Origin of the sequence: Kitasatospora sp. NPDC094028 (genome assembly GCF_049543595.1) — a bacterium.
Lineage (GTDB): Bacteria > Actinomycetota > Actinomycetes > Streptomycetales > Streptomycetaceae > Kitasatospora.
This window is the reverse complement of sequence record NZ_JBMVFA010000003.1, coordinates 484,045-496,384: the sequence shown is the minus strand read 5'-3', so window position 1 is coordinate 496,384 and position 12,340 is coordinate 484,045. Positions and strand designations below refer to the sequence as shown.

13 protein-coding genes and 1 pseudogene are annotated in these 12,340 nt (G+C 72.9%); 11 read left to right on the top strand and 3 right to left on the bottom strand.

The annotated features are described in order from the left end of the window. Positions 1-545: 545 nt before the first annotated feature. Positions 546-794 (bottom strand): hypothetical protein, encoded by a 249-nt coding sequence (locus tag ACPC54_RS07745; protein WP_498962314.1) that lies wholly within the window; start codon positions 792-794, stop codon positions 546-548. After that, complete coding sequence (locus ACPC54_RS07740; RefSeq protein WP_498962312.1) at positions 769-1,455, bottom strand: type III effector protein; 687 nt, start codon at positions 1,453-1,455, stop codon at positions 769-771. The genes ACPC54_RS07745 and ACPC54_RS07740 overlap by 26 nt, the downstream gene beginning before the upstream one ends. A gap of 108 nt (positions 1,456-1,563) precedes the next feature. Between ACPC54_RS07740 and ACPC54_RS07735 the strand changes: the two genes are divergently transcribed. The 5 genes and pseudogenes from ACPC54_RS07735 (at position 1,564) to ACPC54_RS07715 (ending at position 4,684) form a co-directional block, all read left to right on the top strand. Continuing rightward, positions 1,564-1,998 (top strand): Hsp20/alpha crystallin family protein, encoded by a 435-nt coding sequence (locus ACPC54_RS07735; protein WP_498962309.1) that lies wholly within the window; start codon positions 1,564-1,566, stop codon positions 1,996-1,998. Positions 1,999-2,112: 114 nt separating this feature from the next. Beyond that, positions 2,113-2,355: pseudogene (locus ACPC54_RS07730) on the top strand (STAS domain-containing protein); the annotation flags it as partial. Next, positions 2,352-2,756: a DUF2267 domain-containing protein gene (locus tag ACPC54_RS07725; RefSeq protein WP_498962306.1), complete on the top strand. Its 405-nt coding sequence runs from the start codon at positions 2,352-2,354 to the stop codon at positions 2,754-2,756. The pseudogene ACPC54_RS07730 and the gene ACPC54_RS07725, both read left to right, overlap by 4 nt. A gap of 59 nt (positions 2,757-2,815) precedes the next feature. Beyond that, complete coding sequence (locus tag ACPC54_RS07720) at positions 2,816-3,211, top strand: DUF2267 domain-containing protein (RefSeq protein ID WP_498962304.1); 396 nt, start codon at positions 2,816-2,818, stop codon at positions 3,209-3,211. A gap of 210 nt (positions 3,212-3,421) precedes the next feature. Further along, entirely contained in the window at positions 3,422-4,684 is a 1,263-nt protein-coding gene (locus ACPC54_RS07715; protein WP_498962302.1) for a hypothetical protein, read from the top strand. A 75-nt stretch (positions 4,685-4,759) separates the two neighbouring features. Here the strand turns inward: ACPC54_RS07715 and ACPC54_RS07710 are convergent, their stop codons facing one another. Continuing rightward, positions 4,760-5,668, bottom strand: a complete 909-nt coding sequence (locus ACPC54_RS07710; protein ID WP_498962300.1) for a LysR family transcriptional regulator — start codon at positions 5,666-5,668, stop codon at positions 4,760-4,762. A gap of 270 nt (positions 5,669-5,938) precedes the next feature. Here ACPC54_RS07710 and ACPC54_RS07705 point away from each other — a divergent pair, with 270 nt between their 5' ends. The 6 genes from ACPC54_RS07705 (at position 5,939) to ACPC54_RS07680 (ending at position 12,115) form a co-directional block, all read left to right on the top strand. Further along, entirely contained in the window at positions 5,939-6,727 is a 789-nt protein-coding gene (locus tag ACPC54_RS07705) for a gamma-glutamyl-gamma-aminobutyrate hydrolase family protein (RefSeq protein ID WP_498962298.1), read from the top strand. Between the two features lie 86 nt (positions 6,728-6,813). Further along, a complete protein-coding gene (locus tag ACPC54_RS07700) occupies positions 6,814-7,491 on the top strand; it encodes a FadR/GntR family transcriptional regulator (protein ID WP_498962451.1) in 678 nt (225 codons plus the stop codon). Beyond that, entirely contained in the window at positions 7,488-8,924 is a 1,437-nt protein-coding gene (locus ACPC54_RS07695) for an amino acid permease (protein WP_498962296.1), read from the top strand. Before ACPC54_RS07700 ends, ACPC54_RS07695 begins: the two co-directional genes overlap by 4 nt. Before the next feature lie 100 nt (positions 8,925-9,024). Next, positions 9,025-10,041: an asparaginase gene (locus ACPC54_RS07690; RefSeq protein WP_498962294.1), complete on the top strand. Its 1,017-nt coding sequence runs from the start codon at positions 9,025-9,027 to the stop codon at positions 10,039-10,041. 496 nt (positions 10,042-10,537) lie between these two features. Continuing rightward, positions 10,538-10,774, top strand: a complete 237-nt coding sequence (locus ACPC54_RS07685; protein WP_498962292.1) for a helix-turn-helix domain-containing protein — start codon at positions 10,538-10,540, stop codon at positions 10,772-10,774. Between the two features lie 228 nt (positions 10,775-11,002). Next, positions 11,003-12,115, top strand: a complete 1,113-nt coding sequence (locus tag ACPC54_RS07680) for a prephenate dehydrogenase (RefSeq protein WP_498962290.1) — start codon at positions 11,003-11,005, stop codon at positions 12,113-12,115. Positions 12,116-12,340: the final 225 nt, after the last annotated feature.

The window sequence follows — 12,340 nt, the reverse complement described above, 5'->3', positions numbered from 1 at the left end:
GCCGTAACGTCGGGCCGATGCCTCTGGTTGGCTGGGAAGCCGGGGCCGGACGAGGGTTCGGAGGGCCGAGCGACACCGGGGGTTCGGTGCCGGCGGCCGAAGGCTCGCGAGCTCTTCCACGCTCGGCCCTGAGGCCGGCTGCGCGCGCTGTGTGGGGCACGGCGAGTGGACTCCGCGCAGCCGGCATCTCCCGGTCCCGGCTGCCGCACTGTGGCGGGCCGACGCCGGACGGGCCGGCGCCCTGCTGCGCCCGGCCTTCGAGCGCGAGCTGCCCGAGCCGGTCACGGCGCTCGCCTGGGCCGGGCCGGACGTGCTGGTGATCGCCGACTACGGGGGCGGGTGGAGGCGTGGCCGCTGCCGGTCGAGCACCTGCGGCTGCGATGAACCGCCCGGTACGTGCGAATGCCCGGCCATGCCGTCCCGACCCCGTCGCCGGCCTGATCCGGGACTACCCGAACACCGACCACCGACCGGTCCCCGGCCGCGCCGGTGGGACGCGGGCGCCGGGCCTGACGGCCCGGTGGTCGCGGTGGCTCCCGGCCCCGTCAGGTCGACCGATTGTTCGCCGGTGTGGCCCGGGGGCTGCCCGGATCGGGGACGGCCGACAGCCAGTCGGGGCGGGCGAGCTGGTGGCGCAGGGCGTCGAGCCGGGCGAGGTGGTGGTCGAGGGCGGTGGTGACGGTGCTCGTGGTGGCGGCTACTCGTTCTTCGAGGTCGTGGATCCGGTCCAGGAGGTCCTGCCAGCGCCTTTCGGCGGCGGCGACAGGATCAGGCGCGGCGTCGGTCGCTGTCATCGCGGAGCTGGTCGGTGTGGTGGGTGAGGGCGTCGAGGCGGGTGGCGAGGTCGCCCTGGCCAGTGCCGAGGTGGGGGCGGATGGCGGCGAGGGGCTCTATGAGGTCCGCGGGGTCGGTGGCGCCGAGCGCGGCGGTCAGGGCGGCCTGGGCGGGGCGGGCGCCTGGGGCGAGTGCGGTCATGGTGATCTGGGCGGCGAGGACCCGCAGCTCGGCGGCGTTGTCGCGGGCCCAGGCGGTGACCGTCCGGTCGGCGGCCCGCCGGTCTCGGACGGCCTTGACGCGTTGCGCACCGGTACCGGGCTGTGTCGTGCCGCCGGCGGGCTTGAGGCGCAGGTAGCGGTTCTCGGCGGCCTGGCGGCTGGCCACGCCCATGGGCTGGGCGAGGTCGGCCCAGGTGGCGCCGGCCTCGCGGGCGCTCTCCACCAGGCCGGCTTCCCAGCCCGCGAGCTGAGTGCGCAGCTCGCGCAGCAGCATCAGGGCGGCCAGGGCCTGCGCTGGGCCTTCCTGCTCGTCGGGGGCGGCCGCGGGCCGGGACGCGGGGTTCTGGGCGGTGCGGACGGCGTCGTCGATGGCGGCCAGCGCCGCCGCGGCCGCCAGGAACGAGGCGGGCTCGACCGGCCGGGGAGGACCAGCGGCGGGGCTGCGGGGCTTTTCACTCATGAAGTCACTCTATAGGCGACGCGCCGACTTGTCATCGGGTGGATGACGCGCTACAAAGGTGTCAGGTGAAGCGCACTGGCTCCCATCGATCCGTGGAGGTGTTTCGCGATGCTGATGCGCACTGACCCGTTCCGCGAGCTGGACCGTCTGACCCAGCAGTTCCTGGGTACGAACGGCACCTGGTCCCGGCCGGCCCCGATGCCACTGGATGCCTGCCGGGTGGGCGACGAGTACCTGATCTGCTTCGACCTGCCCGGGGTGGACCCGGACGCGATCGACATCGACGTCGAGCGGAACATGCTGACCGTCAAGGCCGAACGCCGTCCCCGCCACCAGGGCGACGACGTGAAGTGGGAGCTGTCCGAGCGCCCGCTCGGCGTGTTCTCCCGCCAGGTCATGCTCTCCGACACCCTCGACCCCGCCGGGATCACCGCCGACTACGACGCCGGCGTGCTGACCCTGAAGATCCCGGTCGCCGAGAAGGCCAAGCCCCGCAAGGTCGCGATCAGCCACGGCGGCGACCGCAAGCAGATCCAGGCCTGACCGACCCCCGATGCCGTTCCGGCCGCCCCTGGTCTCTCCCCCCTCGATCCAAGGGGCGGCCGGAACACCCCCGGCCGCCGGCCGCCCGCTCACCGTGCTCCGGCCGCCGCGCTCGCCTCGCACCAGGAGGTGGTCCTCGATCCGGCGGAGGTGACGTTCATGGACTGCGCGGGCCTGGGCGCCCTCGTCCGGGCCCGCAACCAGGCCGACCGCAGCGGCAGACGCCTGATCCTGCGCGGAACCCGCCGCCGCGTCGTCCGGCTCCTCAACCTCACCGGTTTGCACCGGCGCCTGGCCGTCGAGCCCCGACCGGGCACGGTCGTGCCGGACCTTGGGACGGAGGGAGAACCGCGGTGACTCTTCGATGGGAGGCGTTCCTGGAAGAGGTCCGGGAGCGCGGTGAGTACGACACCCCCCAGGAGGCCGAGCGAGCCGCCCGGGTCGTCCTGGCCCTGCTCGGCGCCCACCTGGTCGGCGACGTGCGCGCGGAACTGGCCGCCCGCCTGCCGGAGACCATGGCCCTGATCCTGCTCAACCCCTTGCAGGCCGCCGAGCCGCTCAGTCCGCAACGGTTCGTGCGCGCGACCGCGGCCTGGATCGAGGGCGCCACCGAAGCCACGGCCCTGTGGGACATCGGCGCCGTCCTGTCCACGGTGGCCGAGGCCGCGGGCGACGACCTCACCGGGCGCATCCTGCTCCAGCTGCCGCCCGGCTACGACCTGCTGTTCGGCCGACGGGCCGCAGGGACACGACCCTGACCACCCCCTCACACCGCCACCGGCCCGCCGGCGGCCAGCCTCTGGAAGGCCCCACGGTCATGACCCGCTACCGCCACCTCCTCCAGCAGGTCCGAAGCCTCGGGCGCTACGCCGCCGACGAGGAAGCCGAACGAGTCCTTGACGCCGTCCTGGCCCTCCTCGGCTCCCAGCTCACCGGCGACGAACGCTGCGACCTCGCCGCAGTCCTGCCCGAACGGGCCCGCGCCGTCTTCGCCGCCCAGATCCCCCTGCCGCGTCCCGTCACGGCCCCCGCCTTCGTCGACACCCTCGCCCACACCCTGGGCACCAGCCTCTCCGCCGCCCGCTGGGACGCCTCCTCCGTCCTGGCCGCCCTCACCACCCTCACCGACGACGACCTCACCGACCGCCTTCTCGCCCACCTGCCCCGCGGCTACGCTCTGCTGTTCGGCCGCGCAGACCTGGCGGCCGCCTGAAGCGGTGGTCCGGCCGCCGATGCGACCTGTTCACCAGTCCGGCAGCGCTCCGCGATCGCGTGTGGTCAGCCCCGTCGCGTCCGCACGTGTGTGGACTTTCATGGGGCGACAAGTCCACAAGTGATCGGATTTGATCGTAACGGCTCCCACAGGGCAGGCTCGGTGTCGCACAGTGGCGGATCCGCCACGGTCCGGCACGGAGGGAGCCGCATGTCCGGGACCGAGAACAGCAAACCGACGGCACATGTCGTTGTCGGGTACACCCCGCAGGACGGTTTCGTCGCCGTCCAACTCAATCCGCCCCCAGCGGAATACGTGTGGCACGACCGGCAGGCCGATCACCACCGGGAACGGTTCGGGCCGGGTAACGGCTACCAGCAGTGGCTCGCCGTCGACGCCGCCACCGGTGCCGTCTGGTTCGGGGACACCGACTGGCGAACCCAGGACGAGGACGCCGCCCCCTGGCTTCCGGGGCACTGCCGGGCCGCGGCCGGCGATGGCGCTCTGCCTTCCCCGGCCGTGTTCGCGCTCCCGCTCACCCACCGCACGGTCGACGAGCAGGGCGCCGACACCTGGCGCTTCTTCAGCGCCGAGGAGCTCCACACGCTGGTCGGACGGATCCTGCCCATGGTCCAGCGGGTGATCGGCTCGCTGCACCGTGTGGGCCCGGCCGGGGATCTGGAGTGGTCCGCCGAGGCTGCCACGGCCTGGAGCGATATCGAACAGGCCTGCCTCTACACGCTCGATGCGACGGGCACGGTGGCCTGGTCCGAGCCCCGCATGAGCCCGGTTCCCGGATGCCGGGTCGAAGTGGCGGACTTCATCGCCCGGAATCCGGAGCTGTGCGATTCGGCCTGGGCGACGGCCACCGACGCCGAGCTGGACGCCTACGCCGCTTACGAACCCGATTCCGGTTACGGCGGCGTTCCGGGACGGATGTGCACTCCGGCGGGCGTCCGGATCGAGGAGGGCTACACCTTCTACGGCCACCGTGCGGCTCTGTACGCCTACCGCGCGGCCGCTTGCGGCGATCGTGCCCCGGTCGAAGCCGGGCTCTGGCTGCGGACCAGCGATGCCGGACGGAGCAGTTGGGAGGGCGCGAAGGTGGTGGGAGCGAGTCTCGCCGACGCCACTGACTGCGTGTTGGACCACCTCGCCGAGACGTTCCGCGGCGCTGCGGCCGACGACGGCGTGGTCCTCACCGGCCTGACGGCCTACCTGCGGCAACAGCGGGCCGAGGAAAGGGCGGCGGTCGACGACACGCTTGCCGCCACCGGGGAGGAGCTGAAGCGCCTGGAGGAGTTGCTCAAGGAGGTCCGCCTGGTCCGGAACACCGTCCTGACCCGGGTCCTCAGCTGGACCGACGGGCGGGACGACGAGGTGATCGCCCGCCTCGCGGCGATGCCCCCCGTCGCCGTGGCCGAGTGGCGGGAGCGGCTCACCGCCGACCGGAGTGTCCGGCCTGAGGGGTGAGAGGCTGACCGGAGGACCGGCCCGCAGGCGGGCCGGCGACGTTCGGGTCCGAACTCGTCGCGGCGTTGCCCCGCCTCATGAGAGGGCGGACAGTGCCTGCGCGGCGAGCATGCGTTCCAGGCCCAGGAGGGCGCGTGGGGCGTGCCGGGTGTCGATGCGGACGGTGTAGATGAAGCGCGTCAGCTCCGGGTCGGCGAGGGGGCGTGCCACGACCTGGGTGCTACCCGGGGGGAGGGCCAGTCGCGGCATGACGGCGACGCACAGGCCGGCGGCCACGAAGCCGAGCACGGTGTTGAAGTCGTCGCCGTCGTATTCCAGGCGGGCCTGGAAGCCCGGCGTCTTGGCCATCTGAGCGAGCAGTTCCAGGCGCAACGCGGCCTCCGGAGCCGCTATCCAGGTCTCGGACGCGAGGCCGGCCAGGCGGATGACGTCCCGGTGGGCGAGGGGGTGGTCGGCCGGGACCACCGCCACGACCGGGTCCCGCGCGACCAGCGTTCGGCGCAGCCCCCGGGGCGGTGGCATCGGGATGAAGTCGTAGTCGTAACTGAGGGCCAGGTCCATGTCGCCCCGCTTGAGCCGGCTGTAGCCGGCTTCGGGCTCCACTTGGGAGAGACTGACCTGTACATCCGGATAGGTCACGTGAAGCTCTGCCAGCGCCTGCGGGACGATGCCGGCGGCGGCGGAGGCGAAGGCGCCGAGCCTGATCCGTCCGGCCGTGCCCGCACGCATGGCGTCGAGTTCCACGGACGCCGCCGCCAATGCGCTTCGGACGCGCTGTTCGGCGTCGAGGAGGACCATGCCGGCCGGGGTGGCGCGTACGGGGCGGCGCTCGATCAGGATGAGGCCGGCGCGGCGTTCGAGTTCGGCGATCTGTTGCGAGACGGCGGGCGCGCTGTAGCCCAGCTCGCGTGCGGCGGCGTTGAAGGAGCGGTGGCGGACCACGGATTCGAGGGTGGCGAGCAAGCGGGGGTCGAGTCTCTGCACGGAGTTAAGGCTCACTTATCTGTCGCGAAGATGTCTTTTCTTGCGCTTAAGCATGAACGGCAGCAGGATTCTTGCTCGCGGCCCGGATGCGCAAGCCTCCGCCCCCCGGGTCCGCGACCCACCCCATCCCTCGTCGGGCGCGTTCGTGCGCCCGCGGGGCCGTGCACCCCCTCTTCCGCAGCCCGCCTGCCCACCCGTCAGTCGGGCGGGTGGGCCGCGGAGGAGACGGCCCTCGACGATCGACTCCTTCGCCCCTGAAAAGGAAGTGGTATGCCCAAGCCACTCATCGGACTGACCACCTACCTCGCCGACGCTCAGTGGGGGGAGTGGGAGCTGCCCGCCGCGCTGCTGCCCGCGGCGTATGTCAGCTGTCTCCAGGCGGCGGGCGGCCGTGCGGTCCTGCTGCCGCCGGACGCGCCGGAGGCCGCGCCCGATGTCGTCGCGCGTCTGGACGCGATCGTCCTGACCGGCGGAGAAGACGTGGATCCCACGCTGTACGGGGCGCGGCCGCATCCGTGCACGGGACCGCCGGTCCGCGAGCGCGACCGGTGGGAGTGGGCCGTGCTGACCGAGGGTCTCGCGCGTGACATGCCGGTGCTCGGAGTGTGCCGCGGAATGCAACTGATGAACGTGCATGCCGGTGGCACCCTGATCCAGCACCTCCCCGAAACGGTGGGTCACCACGGGCACAACCTGCACGGGGGCCACTTCTCCCCTCATGCCGTCACCACGGTGCCGGGAACACGGATCGGCGCACTCCTGCCGGGGACCCGCCAGGTCGCCACGCACCACCATCAGGCGGTGGAGTCCCTCGGGGCCGGCTTGATCGTGGGCGCCCGCACGGCGGACGGCACCATCGAGGCGATCGAGAGCACCCGGCACCGCTTCGCGGTCGGCGTGCAGTGGCACCCCGAGATGGCTTTCGACTCGGCCGTGGTGCACGCCCTGGTGGCCGCCGCCAGGGCGGCTCCGAACCCCGCGCCGGGCCCCGTCGCCGAGCGCGAGCTGCGCATCCGGCGGAGCACACCGGAGGTCACTCCACCGACCCCGGTGTCTTGACACCGCTGTGCTCCAACCCCCAGGATCACCCCGTGAACCTGTCAGACAGCCAGACAGGCGGTTCGATCCCGCGGCGCGTCAGCGCGATGGAAGCGGTGTTCGGCCACCTGCGCAGCGCCATCGAGCGCGGTCAGTACGCCGTGGGGGACAAGCTCCCCTCGGAAGCAGAACTGTGCCGGAACCTGGAGGTCAGCCGGCCCGTGCTGCGGGAGGCGCTCCGGGCCCTGCAGGCCATGGGCCTGACGGTCTCGAAGACCGGCAAGGGCACCTTCGTCGTGGCGAACACGGTCGAAGACCCCACCTTCGGCGACTACGCGGCCAGCGACCTCCTGGAAGTGCGCCGGCACGTCGAGATCCCGGTCGCCGGCTACGCGGCGCTGCGCCGGACCCCGGAGGACCTGGACCACCTGGCCCACCTGCTCGACCGGATGGAGCGGGAGACCGACACCACCGCGTGGGTCGCCCTGGACACCGTGTTCCACCTGGCGGTGGCCGAGGCCTCCGGCAACCCGGTGTTCCGCCGGGTGATCGAGGAGATCCGTGACGCACTGGCGCGGCAGTCGACCCTCCTCAACGAACTCGGCGGTCGGCGCGAGCAGTCCAACTGCGAGCACCGGGCGATCGTCGAGGCCCTGATCGACGGTTCCGAGCCCGACGCCGTCGAGGCGATGTCCCACCACCTCCACCGCGTGGAGGCCACCCTCACCGACATCGTGCGCCCCCCGCGCGCGGACACCTCAAGAGAAGGCAGAGCCGAGGCGTGAGCGAGCAGTTCCTCAAAGACGAGAAGCGCCCCACGACCCGTCACGTCGACGCCGGCGACACCGGCTACAGCAAGTCCCTGAAAGCCCGGCACGTCAACATGATCGCCATCGGCGGTGCCATCGGCACCGGGCTGTTCCTCGGCGCGGGCGGACGGCTCGCCGACGCCGGGCCCTCCCTGTTCGTCGCGTACGCCATCTGCGGCGTCTTCGCGTTTCTCGTCGTGCGAGCGCTCGGCGAGCTGGTCCTGTACCGCCCGTCCTCCGGCGCCTTCGTGTCGTACGCCCGGGAGTTCATGGGGGAGAGGGGCGCGTACACCGCCGGCTGGATGTACTTCCTCAACTGGGCGACCACCGGCATCGCCGACATCACCGCCGTCGCCACGTACGCCCACTACTGGCACCTGTTCTCCGACGTCCCGCAATGGGTGATCGCACTCATAGCCCTGGCCGTGGTCCTCACCGTGAACCTCATCTCGGTGCGGATGTTCGGCGAACTGGAGTTCTGGTTCGCCATCGTCAAGGTCAGCGCCCTGGTCGTGTTCATGGGCATCGCGATCTTCCTGCTCGTCACCCAGCACCCGGTCGACGGCGTCGTACCCGGCCCGTCCCTGATCACCGACAACGGCGGCATCTTTCCCAACGGCATCCTTCCGATGCTGCTGATCATCCAGGGCGTCGTTTTCGCCTACGCCTCCGTCGAACTGGTCGGCGTGACGGCCGGGGAGACCGAGAACCCCGAGAAGATCATGCCGAAGGCGATCAACTCGATCATGTGGCGCGTGGGCCTGTTCTACGTCGGCTCGGTCGTGCTGCTGTCGATGCTGATGCCGTGGAACAGGTACACCTCCGGCCAGAGCCCGTTCGTGACGGTGCTCTCCCACATCGGTGTCCCGGCGGCGGGCAGCGTGATGAACCTGGTCGTCCTCACCGCGGCGATGTCCTCGCTCAACTCCGGCCTCTACTCCACCGGCCGCATCCTGCGCTCCATGGCCGTCAACGGATCGGCCCCGCGCTTCACCGCCCGGATGAGCCGCACCCAGGTGCCCTACGGCGGCATCCTGCTGACCAGCGGCATGTGCGTCCTCGGTGTCGGCCTCAACTTCCTGGTACCCGCCGACGCGTTCGAGATCGTGCTCAACCTCGCGGCCATCGGCATCCTCGCCACCTGGGGCATGATCATGCTCTGCCACCTCCTGTTCTGGCGGAAGACCAAGGCCGGCGAACTGACCCGCCCCGGCTACCGCCTGCCCGGCTCACCCTGGACCGAACTCGTGACGCTGGCCTTCCTCGCCTCCGTCCTGGTCCTCATGTACGCCGACGGCGGCGCCGGACGCACCACCGTGCTCTGCGTACCGCTGATCGCTGCGGCGCTGGTCACCGGCTGGTTCGCGATCCGCGGGCGCATCGCGCGCACCGCCGGGGCCGACAGCTGAACCCGGGGCGGCCCCAGGGATCCCCACGGACCGCCGCACACCGCCCCGGGGCCGTCGCCCGCAGGCCGGCAGCCACAACACACCACCGAGCGAGGCAGTCATGCTCAGCAGTCCCCTCACGGACGCGCCCGCGATCCGCGAGCCCCGCCACGCACCCGTGGCCCACGTCACCCGGGGCGGCATGGTCGAGGGCGTCCACTACGGCTCCGTCATCGTTCTCGGCGCCGACGGCGAACCACGGTTCAGCCTCGGCGACACCGAGGCGGCCTGCTACCCGCGATCGGCCCTCAAGCCCCTCCAGGCCGTCGCCATGGTGCGAGCCGGGCTGCCGCTCGACGGCGAGCTGCTCTCGCTCGCGATGGGCAGCCATTCCGGCGAGGAGCGCCACCTCGCGGGCACCCGACGGATCATGGAACTGGCCGGTGCCACCGAGGACGACCTGCGCAACGTTCCGGACCTGCCGTACGACCCGGCCGTCCGGGACGCCTGGGTCCGCGAGGGGCGCTCGCCCTCCCGGCTCGCCCAGAACTGCTCCGGCAAGCACGCCGCGATGCTCTACCTCTGCACGCTCAATGGCTGGCCGCTGGAGGACTACCTCGACCCGGCCCACCCGCTCCAGCGGATGATCGCCGACGTCGTCGAGGAACTCACCGGCCAGCGCACCGCCAACGTCACCGTCGACGGCTGCGGTACCCCGCTGTTCGCCGTCTCCCTGCACGGCCTCGCCCGCGCCGCCGCCCGCATCGCCGCAGGGCAGTCGGGCACGCCCGAGCGCCGGGTGGCCGACGCGCTGCGCGGCCACCCGGAGATGGCCTCCGGCGCCGGACGAGACGTGGCCCAGCTGATGCGCGCGGTGCCTGGGCTGATCGCCAAGGACGGCTTCGAAGGCGTCCACGTCGCCGCACTGCCGGACGGCCGCGCCGTCGCCGTGAAGATCGCCGACGGCGCGAACCGGGCGCGCGTTCCGGTGGCGGCGGCCGCGCTGGCCCTCGCGGGAGTCGACCCACGGCTGCTCACGGGGTTCGCGGGGGAGCCGGCGACCGGCGGCGGTCGGCGCGTCGGTGGCGTCCGGCCGGTGGCGGCGCTGGACCCGTCGGTCCTGCTCTCTCCCGCGTGACCCGACCCGCCACCCCGGGAAGAAAGAGGACCCGCACGGCGACGGTCGGCTCCGGCCGGCCCGGGCTGCCGTCCTCGAACAGGGCCGGCACGTCCAGGCGGGTGCTGTCGACCTGGACCTGCTCGCCCGGGCGCAGCGCCATCGTCGGGGTGAACCTCCGCCCCTCCCGCAGCCCTGCGCCGCTGTCACCCATGCCGTGGGCTTCCTCGCGCGGGACCGTCCCGAGCCGGTAGAACGGGCGCCCCCGGCGTGGACAGCGTGACCGGCGACGCGGTGGCGGCCTCGGAGGATGGCGGGTCGGGCTCGTCGGGGAGAGGGCGTCGCGTTGCCGGCTGCCGGTGCCGGACTTGGGGTGGGTGGCATCCTCCTGGCTCCGGGTGTTGTGCGCGGCGATCCGCCGGTCGACGGCGGAACGCCCCGGCCGGGCGTGGCCCGGCGGGGTTTGCAGCTTCCTGTAACGGCCATTGCCGAGCTACTTCGGATGAGCTGTCATGGAGTGGAAATCACCGGGATCCGTTGCTTGGCCGCCGACCGTCGGCTGCGCCGCGGCAAGGACAGGGGGGCCGCCTTGCCCGAAAGGGAATTCCGCGCCTTCGTATCCGTGGCGGAGATCGGGCGCATGGACCACGCGGCGAAGGAACCGGGATATTCGCAGCCGGCGATCAGCCATCAGCTCGAATGCCTGCAGCAGATGCTCGGCGCCGAGCCTGGGGGCCACTGCTCGGCATCCTGACCGTGCACTACCACCGCCGTCGCAAGGCCGCCGAGTCGGCCACCGCGCGCAAGGCCGGGGCGGCGTCGCCCGAAGTGGCGGCCGGCCGGTGGCCCGGGTGCCGCGCACCGGTGCGACCGAGACCGACCCCAGCACTGTCGGAGGGGAAACCACCATGCACGCAGACCACGTCGAACTCACGGCAGCGCGGCGCGCGGACGCCGCGGGCGGCATCGCCGGGCCCGGCCGATGAGAAGCGCCGTCGTCATCGGAACCGGGGCGATCGGGACCTCGGTCGGCCTGGCGCTGAGCCGGCACGGAGTGGCGGTGCACCTGGACGACGTGGACCGGACGGCCGTGCGGACCGCGGAGGCCATGGGCGCGGGCTCGTTGGCGGCCCCGGAGACGCCGGTGGACCTCGCCGTCCTCGCCGTGCCGCCCGCGCACATCGGCACCGTCCTGGCCCGGGTGCAGCGCGCCGGCCTGGCCCGCTCCTACACGGACGTGGCCAGCGTGAAAGGCCGGCCGCACGACGAGATCGAGCGCGCGGGGGCGGACCCGGTCGGCTACATCGGTGGGCATCCGATGGCCGGCACCGAGCGCTCCGGGCCGCTGGCCGGCCGGGCCGACCTGTTCGAGGGGCGGCCGTGGGTGCTCACGCCGTCCCGGGACACCTGCCAGGAGACGCTCAACCGCGCCCTCGAACTCGCCTCGTTGTGCGGCGGCACCCCCGTGGTGATGGACGTCGCGGCGCACGACCGCGCCGTCGCGCTGATCTCGCACGCCCCGCACCTGGTCTCGGCCCTGATGGCGGCCCGCCTGGCGGACGCGGGGGAGTCCAGCATCCGGGTCGCGGGGCCCGGGGTGCGGGACGTCAACCGCATCGCGGCCGGGGACCCGGGCCTGTGGGGCGAGATCCTGGACGCCAACGCCGCCGCCGTCGCGGACGTCCTGGACGAGTACGCCGCCGACCTCGGCCGGACCATCTCCGCGCTGCGGGGCCTGGCCGACACCGACACCGCACGGCGCAAGCACGCCGCGGCCACCCTGGACGACGTCCTGCGCCACGGCAACCGGGGGCGGGCCCGGGTCGCCCACAAGTCGGGCACCCCGCTCACCGACCTGGCCGCCGTCCCGGTGCTGGTCCCGGACCAACCCGGAGCGCTGGCACGGCTGTTCACCGCGGTCGGGGAGATCGGGGTGAACATCGAGGACGTCCGGATCGAGCACTCGATGGACCGCCCCCGCGGGCTGGTCGAGCTGCTCGTGCGGCAGGCGTCCGCGCCGGCGCTCTCCCGGCTGCTGGACGCGGACGGCTGGACCGTGGCGGAGGAGGCGGCGCCGGCGGCCGGCGCGCGCTGACGCGAGTGGGGCAGCCGGATCGGCGGACGCCCACCGGATCGCGCTGCGCCACCGGCCGGCAGCCAGGGGCTCCGGACACCGGGGGCTGACCGCTATCTGCCATGGCCGGAATCGGCCAACCAGGCTTCCCGGGAGGGCAGTTCGGTCACCCACCGGTAAGGGCGCGGGCACGGACCGTCGTCGATCGGGGGCCGCGCCGGGCTCGCGGTCGGCCGGGCGCGCAGC